Below are 15,480 nucleotides of genomic sequence, written 5' to 3' on the forward strand. Positions count from 1 at the left end.
TCCTTACTCCTTACTCCTTACTCCTTACTCCTTACTCCTTACTCCTTACTCCTTACTCCTTACTCCTTACTCCTTACCTGCCTTACTGCCTTACTCCCCTATGCGGCGGCGGCGGCCGCCGCCACCTTGCGGCCGAGGCCATCATGCAGGTCGAGGCAGCGCTCGAACCACTGCGCCACCACATCGCCGTCGTCGAGCAACCGGTAGGGGGAGGCGATGCGCGCCCATTGCAGCGCGCCGAAGACGATGTAATCCGCAAACAGCGGTGATTGGCCGCCGATGAACGGCTGATAGGCGAGCGTCGAGCGCAACGGTTCCAGCGAGGCGCGGAAGGCGCCAAGGCCGGCGTCGCGCGCCGCCATCACCTCTTCCAGTCTCTTGCCGAAGCGCTGCTCGCGGTTTTGGCGGAAATAGGCGGCGTTCGCCTCGTCCTGCATGGCGTGGAGGTCCATGATCGCCGCAGTGGTGACATAGGGATGGATGGTCAGTTGCGACCAGCGTTCGATGAAGCGCGCCATCGCCTTGCCGCCGTCGCCGGAAAACAATGTCGGCCGCTCGGGATAGGCCCCGTCGAGATAGAGCGCGATTGCGAAGGAATCGGCGACCACCTTCTCGCCGTCGCGGATCACCGGAACGAGTTTCGAAACGCCGCCTTCAACTGTCGGCACTTCGAGAAAACGTGTCGGCACGGTGGAGATGTCGAGCCCCTTGTGGGCAAGCGCCATCGCCGCCTTCCAGCAATGCGGGCTGAACGGACGGGCGGTATCGCGCCCGACGAGGTCATAGAGCAGAATGGTCATTGGCGGCAGCTTCCTTGCGGTCTACTAGAGCGATGTTTCGGGCAGATGGGGGTAGGCACCCGGAACGGGGTCTCGCGGGTCGGGAGAAAAAGATGAAACAGCACTTCATGATGTTTGCGGCCTACAATCAATGGGCCAATAGCCGCATCTACGATGCCGCCGCCGATCTCGACGAGGAGGAATTTCACCGTAATGTCGGGGTTTTCTTCGGCTCGATAATGGGCACGCTCAACCATCTTCTGACCGCCGATCGCATCTGGATGAGGCGCTTTACCGGCGAGGGCGACGCGCCGGCCAGGCTCGACACCATCCTGCACCGCGCCTTGCCGGGCTTGCGACTGGCGCGCGAGGCCGAAGACAAAAGGATCATCGACTGGGTCGGGGCGTTAAGCGACAAGGCTTTGTCCGGCCGCTTCTCCTACATGACCGTCTCCGACATGCGCACCGTCTCGCAGCGATTGGCGCCGGCGCTCGATCATTTCTTCAACCACCAGACCCATCACCGCGGCCAGGCGCACGCGATCCTGACCGTTCTTGGCCGGCCTTCGGTGCCACTCGACCTGACGCTGTTCCAGCGGAGCGAAGAGGGGCGCGCCTACGCCTGATTTCGGATTATCCGGATCGAATTGACAGGAAAACCCGTCGAAGACGAACAGCATCTTCGACGGGTTATAGTCGCAAAAGAGGCCTCGCCAGTCAGGCGGCGTATCCGCCCTGGCCCCGGGCGGCCGGCTTGACCGAGACGGCCGGCCGGGCGGAAGGCCAGAGAATGCCTGCCGTCACCGCGAAGGTGACCAAGGCATCGCGCGCCGCTTCGGGCGAGATCTCGCCGGCGCGTGCCGCCTCGCAGGCTTTCACGGCCGCGCCATAGCTCAGGCGTCGTCGCGATGGCGGAAACTCGGTCAGGAACTCATGCATGTCGAAGAGCGAAGCGAGCATGCGCTTATGGCCGGCGCCGACGGTAACGGCGACCGGGGTGAAGGGCATCGTGTCGTGCATTCTGGCCTCTCATATTGGGCGGAGGTGACGGCGGACGCCGCTCTCCGATCTGAATCGGACGCCCAGAAACGCGGATTGCGGCATCAGGTTCCATGTTGCCGAAATTTGGTTTTCGCCACCAAGTCCCGTGGCATGAGCGCCGTGCCGAAGAGGCGGCCTATTTCCACATGTCACGCATGCGGGCGCCAAGGTCGACGCGCACTTGCGGCTGGCGGCGCGGATCGTCTTTGACCTGGACGCTCGCCCACGATGTCTGTTCGAAGGCGCTGAGGATCGTGGCCGGGATGAAGCGGGTGCGCGAGGCGTAAACGTGACGATCGCCACGCGCCGCCTGGCCGTGGACGAAAAAGCGCTGCGGCATGACCAGGTGCAGGCCGTCCTTGGCCCGCGTCATCGCCACGTAGAGCAGGCGGCGCTCCTCGTCGATGTCCGCCTTGCTGCCGACGGCGAGGTCGATCGGGATGCAGCCGTCGACGGTGTTGAGGACGAAGACGTTCTTCCATTCCTGGCCCTTGGCAGAATGGATGGTCGACAGGATCAGGTAGTCCTCGTCGCGATGCGGCGGCCCGGCCTCGTCGCTGGTCGCATCCGGCGGATCGAGCGTCAGCTCGGTGAGGAAACGCTCGCGCGAGGCGTAGCCCGAGGCGATCTGTTCGAGCTGCAGAATGTCGGCCCGGCGCGTCGTTGCGTCCTCGTGGATGCGGTCAAGATGCGGCTCATACCAGAGCCGGACATGTTCGAGATCAACAGGCCATTTTCCCGACCCGGTGCGAAGCTGCGAGAACAGCGCGACGAAACCCAGCCAGTCGTCGGCGGCGCGTTGCGGCGGCCGGTAGCGCGCCAGCCCCATCGCTTCGTCGAGCGACGCCGCCATGGTGTCGACGATCTGCGAAGCCGCCGAAGGGCCGATGCCGGGCAAAAGCTGCAGCACGCGAAAACCGGCGACGCGGTCGCGCGGGTTTTCGGCGAAGCGCAGCACCGCCAGCACGTCCTTGACATGGGCGGCGTCGAGGAACTTCAGCCCGCCGAACTTGACGAACGGGATGTTGCGGCGTGTCAGCTCGATCTCCAGCGGCCCGCTGTGGTGCGAGGCGCGAAACAGCACGGCCTGCGCCTTCAGCGCCGTGCCGGCCTCACGCTCGGTCAGGATCGCCTGGCAGACGTAACTCGCCTGCTCGGCCTCGTCGCGAACGCTGACCAGCTTCGGCTTTTCGGTCGATCTGCGCTCCGACCAGAGGTTCTTGGTAAAGCGCTCCGAGGCCTCGCCGATCACCGCATTGGCGGCGGCCAGGATGGTCTCGGTCGAGCGGTAGTTGCGCTCCAGCATGACGATCTCGGCCGGCTGCGCGAATTGTTTGGGGAAGTCGAGGATGTTGCGCACTTCCGCCGCGCGAAACGAATAGATCGACTGCGCGTCGTCGCCGACCACCGTCAGTCCGGATCCGTCCGGCTTGAGCGCCGTGAGGATCGCGGCCTGCAGCCGGTTGGTGTCCTGGTACTCGTCGACCAGCACATGGTCGAAACGCCCACCCAGATGCGCTGATGTCTCCGGCTCGCCGGCCATCTGCGCCCAGTAGAGCAGCAGGTCGTCGTAATCGAGCACGTTCTGCGCCTGCTTGGCCTCGACATATCGGGCAAACAGCGCCTTAAGCTGTTCTGCCCAGCCGGCGCACCAGGGAAACACCGAACCGAGAATCTCGCCGAGCGGCGCCTGCGCGTTGACGGCACGCGAGTAGATCGCCAGGCATGTGCCCTTGGTTGGAAAACGGCCTTCGGTCTTCGAGAAGCCGAGTTCGTGCCGGGCGAGGTTCATCAGGTCGGCCGAATCCTCGCGGTCATGGATGGTGAAGGCCGGGTCGAGGCCGATCTCCAGCGCGTAGTCGCGCAGCAGCCTGGCGCCGATGCCGTGAAACGTGCCGGCCCAGCTCAGCGCATCGGTGATAACGGAAGCGTCACGGCCGAGTACCTCGCCGGCGATGCGCTCGACCCGCTTGGCCATTTCCGATGCGGCGCGGCGCGAAAACGTCATCAGCAGGATGCGCCTGGGATCAGCGCCCCTGACGATCAGATGCGCGACGCGATGTGCCAGCGTGCTGGTCTTGCCGGAGCCGGCGCCGGCGATCACCAGCAACGGCCCGGCGACCGCGCCGTCGCCATGCTCGACGGCAAGGCACTGCTCGGCGTTCAGCTTCGCGAGATAGGCAGGCCGGAAGGTCGAATCACGGGCAGCGAGGTTCATTGCCCATCAAGCATCGTTTCTGCTTTGTTCGCAACAGCGATGCAGCGTTTCCTCGCCCCGGCGGATGGACCTAGCGCTGGGGCTCTACGCCCATTGCCGCCGACTGCCGCGGCAACGACTTGTCGTCATCGGGAGGCGGTAGCAACAGCGGATCGAAGTCGTCGGGCACTTCGTCAATGATTTCCCTGACTATGCGGTAGGCCACGTAGATGACGGCTCCGGCTATGAGCAGACGGATCATGATTTTCTCCACTGGTATGAACCAACCGAAGAGGCCGCGTTTTGTTCCCCGCTTTCCAAAGGCCCCGAGCTCTGCCTGAGCGTGCAACCAAATCGGCACCGTCTCGTTTGCCCGGTGACAGGAGGTTGCGATGAACAAGCTATCAATCTCGCTGGCTTTGGCGGCGGCGCTGGCTGTCGCGGCTTGCGATAACAACATCCCACCGACAAAGGCCCCCGGCGCCGATCAAAACCCGCAGGTCGACCCTGCACCCAACTCGACGTCAGGCGATGATCAACCCGGCGCGCCGTCGGCGCAGTGATGGAACGCAGTAGGAAAGGTGGCCGGCGCCGCTTGGGAGGGGAGCGATGACGCCGGCCAGGCGGGTATCAGGTCCGCCGCATACCTAGAGATAGCTGAGTCTTGCCGTTGCGTCATGGGGTGATCGCGGAAGACCACCGCCTTGAACAGGCAATCAACTGACAAATGTGACAAAACTGCAATTTTCAGATGCGAGAAGTCGATGCTCGCCAGGCGCCGCGCCGTCGCAGCAGGGTCCCGGCCCAATTCAAAGCTGGCCTCTGATCCGGCGAGGCCGGCGATCGGATCAATCGTCTTCCCCACCGCGGCATTAAGCAACCGGCCGCGCCGGGCATTTTCATACCTTATGCGGCCAAGCGGCGCTCAAGGTCTTGCGAAGCGCTGACGTCCCGTGCAAAAGCGCGGCCATGCTGATCATTAACGACCTTTCGCTCCGCATGGCCGGACGCCTGCTTCTTGACCATGCCTCGCTGACCTTGCCGGCCGGCAGCAAGGCGGGGCTTGTCGGTCGCAACGGCACCGGCAAGACGACTTTGTTCAAGGCGATCACTGGCGACCTCGCCTCCGAGACCGGCTCGATCGGCCTGCCGAAGAACACGCGCATTGGCCAGGTAGCGCAGGAAGCGCCCGGCACCGAGGAACCGCTGATCGAGATCGTGCTCAAGGCCGACCTTGAACGCTCCGCACTGCTCGAGGAGGAAAAGACGGCGACCGATCCGCACCGCATCGCCGATATCCACATGCGGCTGGCCGATATCGACGCCCATTCGGCCGAGTCGCGCGCTGCCACCATCCTCGCCGGCCTCGGCTTCGACGACGCCGCCCAGCGGCGGCCGGCCTCGTCCTTCTCCGGCGGCTGGCGCATGCGGGTGGCGCTGGCGGCGGTGCTGTTTGCCGAGCCCGATCTTCTGCTGCTCGACGAGCCGACCAACTATCTCGACCTCGAAGGCACGCTATGGCTGGAAAACTACGTGTCGAAATATCCGCACACGGTGCTGCTGATCTCGCACGACCGCGACCTGCTCAACCGCGCCGTCAACTCGATCGTCCATCTCGACCAGAAGAAACTGACCTTCTGGCGCGGCGGCTACGACCAGTTCGAGCGCCAATACACCGAGCAGCGCGAATTGCAGGAGAAGGGCAGGGTCAAGCAGGAAGCCGCACGCAAGCACATGGAGTCCTTCGTCGAGCGCTTCCGCGCCAAAGCTTCCAAGGCGAGACAGGCCCAGTCGCGCATCAAGGCGCTGGAGAAGATGAAGCCGATCGCCGCAATTGTGAACGACAACGTGCGGCCGTTCTCCTTTCCCGAGCCGGTGAAGACGGTGGCCTCGCCGATCATTGCGCTCAACAACGTCAATGTCGGCTATGTCCAGGGTGAGCCGATCCTGAAGAAGATGACGCTGCGCATCGATGCTGACGATCGCATCGCGCTGCTCGGTGCCAACGGCAACGGCAAGTCGACCTTCGCCAAATTGCTGTCCGGCCGCCTGAAGCAGGAGACCGGCACCATGACGGTGGCGCCCGGCCTGAAGGTGGCGATCTTTGCCCAGCATCAGCTCGACGATCTCCGACCGAATGAAAACGCCTATGAGCATGTCCGCCGGCTGATGCCGGAAGCGCCGGAATCGAAGGTGCGCGGCCGCGTCGCCCAGTTCGGCCTGACCACCGAGAAGATGAACACCGCCGCCAAGGACCTGTCCGGCGGCGAGAAGGCGCGGCTGCTGATGGGCCTGTCGGCGTTCGAGGGGCCAAACCTGTTCATCCTCGACGAACCGACCAACCATCTCGACATCGACAGCCGTGAGTCGCTGATCCATGCGCTGAACGAATTTCCCGGCGCCGTCATCCTGATCTCGCACGACCGCCATCTGCTCGAGGCGACGGCCGACCGGCTGTGGCTGGTCAAGGACGGCACGGTCAACCCCTATGACGGCGACCTCGATGACTACAAGACGCTGGTCACCGGTGTGTCCGGCGACCGCCGCGGCAAGCGCGAGGCCGAAAAAGCCTCGAAGGCCGACCGCCGCCGCGACGCGGCAGCGCGCCGCGCCACCTTCGAGCCGCTGGCCAAGGAGATCCGCGCCACCGAAGCGCTGATGGACCGCATCCGCAAGCGCATCGATTTGATCGAGGACGAGCTCGCCAATCCGGCGGTCTATGAAAAGGACCCCTCGACGGCGACACGGCTGGCCAAGGAGCGCTCGCAGCTTGCCCAGACGCTGGCCGGCCACGAGGAAAAATGGCTGTCGATGTCGGCGGAATACGAGGAAGGCACGGCGGAGTAGCGCGACGCCCCTCTGCCTTCTCCCACAAGCGGAGAAGGGAAGGCCCATCTGGCCCTACACGCCGCCGCCATAAACGGCTAGTTTGGCCTCATGAATCGACACGCCAAGCTCAGGATCTACCATTCGGCCTGTCAGCATGATTGCCCGTCGACCTGCGCGCTCGAGGTCGAGCTGCTCGACAACAAGCGCATCGGCCGCGTCCACGGCGCCAAGGCCGATACGTATACATCAGGCGTCATCTGCGCCAAGGTCGCCCGTTACGCCGCCGCGTCCATAGTCCCGAGCGCTTGCTGAAGCCACTGGTGCGCTTGGCGTCAGCACCTGATGGCTGCTGACGGCGTCGAATGCACGTGGACACAAGGGAAAGGCGGCCTCGGTAACATTACCGTGAGCCTGTAACGTTCGCCGTCGCTGGCGCGAACAACGGACCATATCCTCATGTCCGCCATGGCGGGATTACTTGCCCGCCGACACCTTCAGGAGTCAAGAAATGCTAGACCGTCGCACCTTCCTCATCGGCCTGACCGCAATATCGGGCCTCGCCTCGGCTCCGGCGGCGCTGGCGGCCAGCCGCATGGCCTACACACAGCAGGCCTTCGAAGAGGCGCAAAAGGCAGGCAAGCCGATCCTGGTCGAGATCACCGCCAGCTGGTGTCCGATCTGCAAGGCGCAGAAGCGGGTGCTCGGCCAGTTGCTGCCTGCGCCCGAGCACGCAAACCTGGCCGTTTTCGAAGTCGATTTCGATTCCCAAAAAGAGGTTGTTCGGGCTCTTGGTGCGCGGATGCAGAGCACGCTGATCACCTTCAAGGGCGCAACGGAAGTCGGTCGGCTTGTTGGCGTGACCAAGGCGGATGCCATCAAGCAATTGCTTGATAAAACGATCTGAGCGGCGGCGATGCTACTCGGCTTCATATTTTCGTTCCTGGCCGGGGTGCTGTCGACGCTGTCGCCATGCGTGCTGCCGCTGATCCCGGTCGTGCTCGGTGCTGCCGTCAGTCAGCATCGCTATGGCCCCATCGCGCTGGCCGCAGGACTTGCCATATCCTTCACGGCCATAGGGCTTTTCGTCGCCACGATCGGGTTCTCCGTCGGGCTTGACGGCGGTGTCTTTCGCAGCGCCGCCGCAGTTCTGATGCTCGTCCTCGGCACGATATTGATCGTGCCGGCATTCCAGGCGCATATCGCGCTTGCGGCCGGTCCGGCCGGCAACTGGGTCGAGCAGCGGTTTGGCGGCTTTTCCTCCGTTGGCCTTTGGGGGCAGTTCGGCGTCGGTCTGCTGCTCGGCGCGGTGTGGAGCCCTTGCGTTGGCCCGACTCTCGGTGCCGCTTCCGTCCTTGCAGCGCAGGGCCAAGACCTTGGCCAGGTTGGGGTCACCATGGTCCTGTTTGGTCTCGGTGCTGCCGTGCCGTTGCTGATCCTCGGACTACTGTCCCGCGAGACCTTGCTGAGTTGGCGCAGCCACATCGCAGGCGCCGGCAGCGGGCTGAAGGTCGCTTTAGGCGTCTTGCTGGTGATGACCGCCGCCGCGATTCTGTCTGGGTTCGACAAGGCGTTGGAAACCGCACTCGTCAACGCTTCCCCCGAGTGGCTGACGGCGTTGACGACGCAGTTCTAACGGCTCCGCGCTGGCGGTCGCCAGATTTTCAGCTTGCCTCAGCAAGGAGAAGCAAGTTAGCGCTGCATCTGGCCCTACACGCCGCTTTCGCAACCGACTAGTCTGCTCCCATGAATCAGCACGCCAAGCTCAGGATCGGCCATTCGGCCTGTCCGCATGATTGCCCGTCGACCTGCGCGCTCGAGGTCGAGCTGCTCGACGGCAAGCGCATCGGCCGCGTCCATGGCGCCAGGGCCAACAGCTACACATCAGGCGTCATCTGCGCCAAGGTCGCCCGCTATGCCGACCGCGTCCATCATCCCGACCGCTTGCTGAAGCCGCTGATCCGCGCGGGCGCCAAGGGCGAGGGCCTTTGGAAGGAAGCGAGTTGGGAGGCCGCACTCGACCTCGTCGCCGAAAAGTTTATCGAGGCCGAGGCAAAATACGGCTCGGAGACGGTCTGGCCCTATTACTATGCCGGCACGATGGGGCTGGTGCAGCGCGACGGCATCGAGCGGCTGCGCCACGCGAAAAAGTATTCCGGCTTCTTCGGGTCGATCTGCACCAATCTGGCCTGGACCGGCTGGATGATGGGCGCCGGCGCGTTGCGCGGTCCCGACCCGCGCGAGATGGCCAAGTCCGACTGCGTGGTGGTCTGGGGCACCAATGCCGTGGTCACCCAGGTCAACGTCATGACCCACGCGATCAAGGCGCGCAAGGAACGCGGCGCAAAAATCGTCGTCATCGACGTCTACGAAAACGCGACGATGAAGCAGGCCGATCTCGGCCTGGTGCTGAAGCCCGGCACCGATGGCGCGCTGGCCTCCGCGGTGATGCATGTGCTGTTCCGTGACGGCATGGCAGACCGCGCCTATTTGGAAAAATACACCGACGACCCGCACGGTCTGGAAGCGCATCTTCAGACGAGGACGCCGCAATGGGCGGCTGATATCACCGGGCTTTCGGTCGACGAGATCGAGGCCTTCGCCCGCCTCGTCGGCACGACCAAGAAAACCTATTTCCGCCTCGGCTACGGCTTCTCGCGCCAGCGCAACGGCTCGGTCAACATGCATGCCGCCGCCTCGATCGCCGCGGTCACCGGCTGCTGGCAGTATGAGGGCGGCGGCGCCTTCCATTCCAATTCGGGCATCTTCAAGCTGAACCAGGAACTGCTGGAAGGCACGCGGATGCGCGACCCCTCGATCCGCCATCTCGACCATTCGCGCATCGGCCCGGTGCTGACCGGCGCTGAGGATGCGCTCTATGGCGGCCCGCCGGTAACCGCGCTGCTGATCCAGAACACCAATCCGGTCAATGTCGCGCCGGAGCAGCGGCTGGTGAAGCAGGGTTTTCTGCGCGACGACCTGTTTTCCTGCGTGCACGAGCAGTTCATGACCGACACCGCAAAACTCGCCGATGTCGTGCTGCCGGCGACGATGTTTTTAGAGCATGACGACATCTACAAGGGCGGCGGCAACCAGCACATCACGCTCGGGCCGAAGCTGATCGACCCGCCGGAAGGGTCGCGCAGCAACCATTTCGTCATCGAGGAACTCGGTAAAAGGCTGGGCGTTGGCGACAAGCCTGGCTTCGGCATGACCGAGCAGCAGCACATCGACATCATTTTGGGCGAGCGCGGCCTGGGTAGTTTTTCGAGCCTCAAGGAAGAGAAGTGGGTCGACTTGCAGCCGGATTTCGAGGCGGCGCATTTTATCAGCGGCTTCGGCCACGCGGACGGAAAATTCCGCTTCCGCGCCGACTGGACCGGGCAGGCGGCGCCCAACCGGCCGCCGAGAAGCATGGGCCTGTTCGGGCCGGTGGCAAGCCTGCCGGAATTTCCCGACCACGTCGACCTGATCGAGGTGGCGGATGCGGCGCATCCGTTCAGGCTGACCACCTCGCCGGCGCGCAATTTCCTCAACTCGACTTTTTCGGAGACGCCGGTGTCGAAGGCCAAGGAGGGCCGGCCGGAACTGCTTTTGCATCCGGACGATGCGGCAGCCTATGGGCTGGCCAATGGCGACCGCGTCGAGATCGGCAATGCGCGCGGCGAAGTCGTGCTGCACGCAAGATTGTTCGACGGCGTCAAGCGCGGCGTCGTGGTCGCCGAAGGCATCTGGCCCAACAGCGCCCACGAGCGCGGCGAGGGCATCAACGTCCTGACCGGCGCCGATGCGCCGGCGCCCTATGGCGGTGCTGCGTTCCACGACAACAAGGTCTGGCTGCGCGCGGCGAAGTGAGGCCTCGGAACGATATATCCAACCAGCCGTTTTTGCGTGGCGGTGGAGACATGGTGATGGCAGAAGTGTTGGCAGCGCCGGACCCCATTGGAAGAACGCTTTCGCCCGGCGAACTCGTAACCACGATGTCGCACTTTCATCGCGCCGAGATTCTGCGCATGACGGGGTGGCGCGATCGCCTGGACCGGACGAGTAATTGGGCGATAACGGTCGTTGCGGCGATGTTGTCCATCTCGCTTTCGACAGCCAGCGCGCATCACGGCGTGCTGCTTTTTGCCATGCTGCTTGTCCTGTTGCTGCTGTGGATAGAAGCGCGGCGATATCGCTTCTTCGACGTTTACCGGGCCCGCGTGCGCCAGTTCGAACGGCACTATTTCGCGCAGATATTCTCGCCGCAGCCGGACTTCGCGTCCGATTGGCTGTTGGTCGTCGGCGAAAGCCTGCGCACTCCAAAATTCCTCATTTCGCAACGAGCGGCGTTGGCGCGCCGTCTGCGTCGAAACTACATCCACATGCTGCTGATCCTGCTGCTGGCCTGGATCCTGAAACTGTCGACCCCCAGTCTTCTAACCGAAGGTGTCCGCATCGACTTTGTCAGCTCGGTGCGCGAGGCCGTTGCCGGCGCTGCTCTGGGGCCCATTCCCGGCTTGGTCATCGTCGTGCTGGTCGCCGCCTTCTATGCCGGCCTGCTGGTCACGGCGTTCCTGACCGCTGGCGACGAGGGCGAACTCTCCTTTGGTGACGTGCACGTCTAGAGCGGCAGCGCAAAACCGGCGGATCTGCGATTTCATTTGTGCAGGAAATCGAACCGATCGGTTCGTTTTTGTTGACGCATTGTGCAAGATAGAGTGAACGTCGGCTCAGCAAATGGCCAGGCCGCGCGGCAGACGTATTCGCCTAAAGCATTGAGAAGAAGTTCAAAGATTGTGGCGAAGGAAGCCTTTTAGCGGATTTCAAGCACCCGGTTCAGGGCGTGGCCGGAACATCTTTGTGATTGGAAACTGCTGCATGGCCAACCCACCTCGGGGTGGTCCGAGCGACGCGAAATCCTCCCAAGGCACGCCACGAGACGGACAACAATACTGAAAGTATGAAAGTACTGGAGTACCTGAAATGACCAAGATTGCTCTCACCGCTGCCGCCATCCTCATTGCCACGGGCAGCGCCTTTGCCGGCAGCGACCATTATGGTTCGGACGGCGTCAACCAGCCGGCCGCGCCTGTTGGCAATGCGCCTGTTGTCGATAATATGTTCACGGGTTCGATCCGCAAGCCGTTTACGGCCGAGCACAATACCGTCAATACCAACGCGACGATCCAGCCCGGCACGACTGAACCGGTCGTGCCTCAGTCCGGCCGGGGCAACTGGGGCCGCTAAATCCTCAAGCTTCGGAACTCAAAGAGCGGCGGGCTTGGCCCGCCGTTCCTGCTTTTGTATATCAAGTCACAGCCCTCGTTTAGCGCAGGTCCTTCGGCCAAACGCAGTGTGTCAGCCGCGCATCGCCGAGGGCCAGCCGTGCCCAGTCACCGTCGAAAACGAAGCGGGCCAGGGCTGCCGTCGGGAATTTCTCTTCAAGCTTTTTGAGTGCCGCGGCATCCGATCCGGCGCCCGCAAGCCGGCGCGCGAATTCCTCCAGGCCGGGATTATGGCCAATCACCAAAAGGCTGCTTGTTGCCGCTTTTGCCTGCCGTACCTTGGCGAGAATGTCTGCCGCACCGGCCTCGTAGAGCGCCTGGACAAATTTGGCCGGCGTTTTCGCCGGCAATTCCGCCGAGACCAGCCGCCATGTGTCGCGGGTGCGCAACGCGGGCGATACCAGCGCCAGGTCCGGCAGCCAGCCCTGCCTGGCCAGTTCGCGCCCGACCAGCGGCGCGGCCTTCAGCCCGCGCCCGGAAAGCGGCCGGTCGAAGTCAATAAGGTCAGGATCGTCCCAACTCGACTTGGCATGACGCAGAAGAAGGAGTTGTTTCATGAGTTCAATTTAAGACCAAGGAATGTCGGGCTGAAAGTCTTTCCCATATCCGCCGCCATGTTTTGTGCCCATGGCGGTATCAAAGGTCGCCCAAAGCGCACCAAAGATGAACAAACCTACGCGCCGTTCATCCTTATCCCACTTGACCGAAATGTCTGCTTCAGTAATGGCCCAATCGCCCGATCGAATGTGAATTGCATCGATGACGGAACCCACTCGCCCGTCCTCGACTCGATACAGATAGAAGTACGCCGTGGCATTCGTTGGATTGTCTGCCTCATCATACTCGAAGGCACCGGCCAGATCACCTTTTGCCCGCATAGCGCTGTCGAAGAGATCCATTTGCCTGTCTGCATCTGTCAAAATAATGTTGAGACGTCGCGTGCGCCATGCGCGACGCGAACGACTTCGACGCGCTGTTCGGCAAGGCGATAAAGCACGAGATAATTGCCGATCGCCAATGCTCGCACTTCGGCACCGATGTCGGGTCTCTGGCGACCGGATTGCGGGAATGTCTCCAATTGCAGGATGCGCGCCGCAATCGCGTCCAGAAAGCGATCCGCGGCAAGCTCCGCCGCAATGCCAAACCAGATGTCGATCAGATCGTCTTCGGCGGCCGGGCTGCGGACAATGAGGATGTCAGCCACGCCGTGGTGTTTTTTTGGCAGCGTCGCTGAACCGGCTGTGCGCCTTCAGCTTGATCTCCTCGATGTCGAAAGGCGCGAAGAGGCCGCTCTCCAGCCCTTCCGTCCAGGCTTTCCGCAGCCGCTGCGCTTCCGCATCGCGCAAGGGCTGGCGAAGGCGCCATTCGCGGAGAGCCTCGCGGATCACTTCGCTTGCCGAACCGTATTGCCCGCTGGCCGCCGCGCTCTTGACCATGTCCAGCAGTTCCGGGGAAAGCGCCACGCTGACTTTTTCGACTGTCGCCATCAAACTGTCTCCTTGCCAAGATGGTGGCAATAATTGCCACCATCTTCAAGGATGGGCCTCAGGGCGTGATGCGCGCCAGATGCTCGAGGTCGGTCTCCTCGCGCAGCGGATCGGGGGCCATCACCACGGAGGTGCTGTTGTCGGCATCGTCGGCGAAGTGGGCCAGCACGGTGCGACCGCCTTCCATTCGCGCCTTGCCTTCGGCGACCAGCCCGAGCGCCAGCGGATAAAGCCGGTGCTCGGCCTTCAACACGCGCGCGGCGAGCGTATCCTCATTGTCGCCGACCATCACCGGCACAGCGGCCTGGGCGATGATCGGGCCGTCATCCATGTCCAGCGTGACGAAATGCACCGTGCAGCCATGGATGCGGATGCCCGCGCGGATAGCTCGCGCATGCGTATCCAGCCCCTTGAAGGCCGGCAACAGGGCAGGGTGGATATTGATCATCCGTCCCAGCCATTTCTCGACGAAGCGCGCGCCGAGGATGCGCATGTAACCGGCCAGCGCCACGAACTCGGCGCCGAACGAGACAAGTGCGGCGTCGATCGCCCCGTCATGCGCTTCCTTGCTGCTATAGTCCGCCCGCGAAATCACCTTGGTGGCGATGCCGCGCGCCGCCGCGATACCGAGACCGGCGGCATTGGCCCGGTCGGAAATGACGCCGACGATCTCGGCCGGATAGTCCGGGTTGCTGGCCGCGGCAATCAGCGCCGTCATGTTGGAGCCGCGTCCCGAAATCAGCACCACGGTGCGTTTGCGCGCGCTCATAGGCCGATCGAGCCCCGATAGATCACGCCGGCGTTGCGGCGCGGCACGATGCGACCGATCGGCGTCACGCTCTCACCGGCCTCCTGCAGCACGGCCGCGACCTGTGCCGCCTGGCCGGAGGCGACGGCGAGGATCATGCCGACGCCGCAGTTGAAGGTGCGCATCATCTCTTCGGGCGCCACGCCGCCGGTCTTCGCCAGCCATGAGAACACCGCCGGCACTTCGATGGCGTCGAGGTCGAGCTCGGCGGAAAAATCCTTCGGCAGGACGCGCGGGATATTTTCCGGGAAACCGCCGCCGGTGATATGGGCCAGCGCCTTGATGCCATGCGTGTTACGGATCGCCTTGAGGATCGACTTGACGTAGATGCGGGTCGGCTCGAGCAGCGCCTCGGCCAGCGTGGCTTCATCGTTGAAGGGCGCTGGATCGGTCCACGCAAGGCCGCTGGTGGCGACGATGCGGCGGACCAGCGAAAAGCCATTTGAATGCAGCCCCGACGAGGCCAGTCCCAACAGCACGTCGCCCTCGACGATGTCGTCGGTCGGCAGCAGTTGGCCGCGTTCGGCCGCGCCCACGGCAAAGCCGGCAAGGTCGTAGTCGTTGCCGTGATACATGCCGGGCATTTCCGCCGTCTCGCCGCCGATCAGCGCGCATCCGGCCTGCCGGCAGCCCTCGGCGATGCCGCCGACGATCGCCGCACCCTGGTCGGGGTCGAGCTTGCCGGTGGCGAAATAGTCGAGGAAGAACAATGGCTCTGCGCCCTGCACGACGATGTCGTTGACGCACATGGCGACGAGGTCGATGCCGATCGTGTCGTGCTTGCCGGCATCGATGGCGATCTTCAGCTTGGTGCCGACGCCGTCATTGGCGGCGACCAGCACCGGGTCGATGAAGCCGGCGGCCTTGAGGTCGAACAGGCCGCCAAAGCCGCCGATCTCGCCATCGGCGCCCGGCCGGCGCGTCGCGCGCACCAGCGGCTTGATCTTCTCGACCATGAGATTGCCGGCATCGATGTCGACACCCGCCTCGGCATAGGTGAGCCCGTTCTTGCGCTTGCTCATCACTCTTTCCTGCTTTCCGGGGCTCTTCGCATGAACGGCTGCGCCTCGCA

General features: G+C 63.5%; 19 protein-coding genes and 1 pseudogene. 9 read left to right on the forward strand and 11 right to left on the reverse strand.

Going from position 1 to position 15,480, the window contains the following annotated elements; genetic code table 11:
* Positions 1-98: 98 nt before the first annotated feature.
* Positions 99-800: a glutathione S-transferase family protein gene (locus AC0L3L_RS31610; protein WP_473641079.1), complete on the reverse strand. Its 702-nt coding sequence runs from the start codon at positions 798-800 to the stop codon at positions 99-101.
* Positions 801-892: 92 nt separating this feature from the next.
* Here AC0L3L_RS31610 and AC0L3L_RS31615 point away from each other — a divergent pair, with 92 nt between their 5' ends.
* Entirely contained in the window at positions 893-1,405 is a 513-nt protein-coding gene (locus AC0L3L_RS31615) for a DinB family protein (RefSeq protein ID WP_292184234.1), read from the forward strand.
* A 91-nt stretch (positions 1,406-1,496) separates the two neighbouring features.
* On the opposite strand, the gene AC0L3L_RS31620 is transcribed toward AC0L3L_RS31615, so the two are convergent.
* The 3 genes from AC0L3L_RS31620 to AC0L3L_RS31630 all read right to left on the reverse strand — a co-directional run bounded on the left by AC0L3L_RS31620 (position 1,497) and on the right by AC0L3L_RS31630 (position 4,279).
* Positions 1,497-1,799, reverse strand: coding sequence for a DUF982 domain-containing protein (locus AC0L3L_RS31620; RefSeq protein WP_473641081.1), 303 nt, complete (start codon positions 1,797-1,799; stop codon positions 1,497-1,499).
* A gap of 157 nt (positions 1,800-1,956) precedes the next feature.
* Positions 1,957-4,038, reverse strand: coding sequence for an ATP-dependent helicase (locus tag AC0L3L_RS31625; protein WP_473486733.1), 2,082 nt, complete (start codon positions 4,036-4,038; stop codon positions 1,957-1,959).
* 70 nt (positions 4,039-4,108) lie between these two features.
* Positions 4,109-4,279 (reverse strand): hypothetical protein, encoded by a 171-nt coding sequence (locus tag AC0L3L_RS31630; protein WP_473486734.1) that lies wholly within the window; start codon positions 4,277-4,279, stop codon positions 4,109-4,111.
* Between the two features lie 130 nt (positions 4,280-4,409).
* Between AC0L3L_RS31630 and AC0L3L_RS31635 the strand changes: the two genes are divergently transcribed.
* The gene (locus AC0L3L_RS31635; protein WP_165848808.1) at positions 4,410-4,580 is read left to right on the forward strand and encodes a hypothetical protein; all 171 of its coding nucleotides are present in this window, start codon (positions 4,410-4,412) and stop codon (positions 4,578-4,580) included.
* Here AC0L3L_RS31635 and AC0L3L_RS31640 read toward each other — a convergent pair.
* Positions 4,553-4,897, reverse strand: a complete 345-nt coding sequence (locus tag AC0L3L_RS31640) for a hypothetical protein (RefSeq protein WP_473486735.1) — start codon at positions 4,895-4,897, stop codon at positions 4,553-4,555. The genes AC0L3L_RS31635 and AC0L3L_RS31640 overlap by 28 nt on opposite strands.
* 89 nt (positions 4,898-4,986) lie before the next feature.
* On the opposite strand from AC0L3L_RS31640, the gene AC0L3L_RS31645 reads away from it, so the two are divergent.
* From AC0L3L_RS31645 to AC0L3L_RS31675, 7 genes and pseudogenes are all read left to right on the forward strand, one after another.
* The gene (locus AC0L3L_RS31645; protein WP_473641083.1) at positions 4,987-6,864 is read left to right on the forward strand and encodes an ABC-F family ATP-binding cassette domain-containing protein; all 1,878 of its coding nucleotides are present in this window, start codon (positions 4,987-4,989) and stop codon (positions 6,862-6,864) included.
* 90 nt (positions 6,865-6,954) lie between these two features.
* Positions 6,955-7,193, forward strand: a pseudogene (locus AC0L3L_RS31650) (molybdopterin oxidoreductase family protein); the annotation flags it as partial.
* 161 nt (positions 7,194-7,354) lie between these two features.
* A complete protein-coding gene (locus tag AC0L3L_RS31655; protein WP_473613657.1) occupies positions 7,355-7,750 on the forward strand; it encodes a thioredoxin family protein in 396 nt (131 codons plus the stop codon).
* 9 nt (positions 7,751-7,759) lie between these two features.
* Complete coding sequence (locus tag AC0L3L_RS31660; protein WP_473486738.1) at positions 7,760-8,479, forward strand: cytochrome c biogenesis CcdA family protein; 720 nt, start codon at positions 7,760-7,762, stop codon at positions 8,477-8,479.
* Between the two features lie 110 nt (positions 8,480-8,589).
* Positions 8,590-10,698, forward strand: a complete 2,109-nt coding sequence (locus tag AC0L3L_RS31665; protein WP_473641085.1) for a molybdopterin-containing oxidoreductase family protein — start codon at positions 8,590-8,592, stop codon at positions 10,696-10,698.
* Positions 10,699-10,754: 56 nt separating this feature from the next.
* The gene (locus AC0L3L_RS31670; protein WP_473486740.1) at positions 10,755-11,453 is read left to right on the forward strand and encodes a DUF2270 domain-containing protein; all 699 of its coding nucleotides are present in this window, start codon (positions 10,755-10,757) and stop codon (positions 11,451-11,453) included.
* Between the two features lie 358 nt (positions 11,454-11,811).
* Positions 11,812-12,075 carry a DUF680 domain-containing protein gene (locus tag AC0L3L_RS31675; RefSeq protein WP_123151291.1) on the forward strand — a complete coding sequence of 88 codons (264 nt, stop codon included), beginning with the start codon at positions 11,812-11,814 and terminating at the stop codon, positions 12,073-12,075.
* Between the two features lie 79 nt (positions 12,076-12,154).
* Here the strand turns inward: AC0L3L_RS31675 and AC0L3L_RS31680 are convergent, their stop codons facing one another.
* Genes AC0L3L_RS31680 through purM form a run of 6 tightly spaced genes read right to left on the reverse strand, consistent with a single transcriptional unit; the run spans position 12,155 to position 15,430 of the window.
* Complete coding sequence (locus AC0L3L_RS31680) at positions 12,155-12,670, reverse strand: SixA phosphatase family protein (RefSeq protein ID WP_473486741.1); 516 nt, start codon at positions 12,668-12,670, stop codon at positions 12,155-12,157.
* A gap of 9 nt (positions 12,671-12,679) precedes the next feature.
* On the reverse strand, positions 12,680-13,012 hold the full coding sequence (locus AC0L3L_RS31685; protein ID WP_473486742.1) for a hypothetical protein: 333 nt from the start codon (positions 13,010-13,012) through the stop codon (positions 12,680-12,682).
* Between the two features lie 17 nt (positions 13,013-13,029).
* On the reverse strand, positions 13,030-13,317 hold the full coding sequence (locus AC0L3L_RS31690) for a type II toxin-antitoxin system RelE/ParE family toxin (RefSeq protein WP_473641087.1): 288 nt from the start codon (positions 13,315-13,317) through the stop codon (positions 13,030-13,032).
* Positions 13,310-13,600, reverse strand: a complete 291-nt coding sequence (locus AC0L3L_RS31695; protein WP_473486744.1) for a type II toxin-antitoxin system ParD family antitoxin — start codon at positions 13,598-13,600, stop codon at positions 13,310-13,312. The genes AC0L3L_RS31690 and AC0L3L_RS31695 overlap by 8 nt, the downstream gene beginning before the upstream one ends.
* 58 nt (positions 13,601-13,658) lie before the next feature.
* Positions 13,659-14,369, reverse strand: coding sequence for a phosphoribosylglycinamide formyltransferase (gene purN / locus AC0L3L_RS31700; protein WP_473486745.1), 711 nt, complete (start codon positions 14,367-14,369; stop codon positions 13,659-13,661).
* Positions 14,366-15,430: a phosphoribosylformylglycinamidine cyclo-ligase gene (purM, locus tag AC0L3L_RS31705; protein ID WP_123151294.1), complete on the reverse strand. Its 1,065-nt coding sequence runs from the start codon at positions 15,428-15,430 to the stop codon at positions 14,366-14,368. The genes purN and purM overlap by 4 nt, the downstream gene beginning before the upstream one ends.
* Positions 15,431-15,480: the final 50 nt, after the last annotated feature.

This window comes from Mesorhizobium sp. WSM4849 (assembly GCF_055811385.1).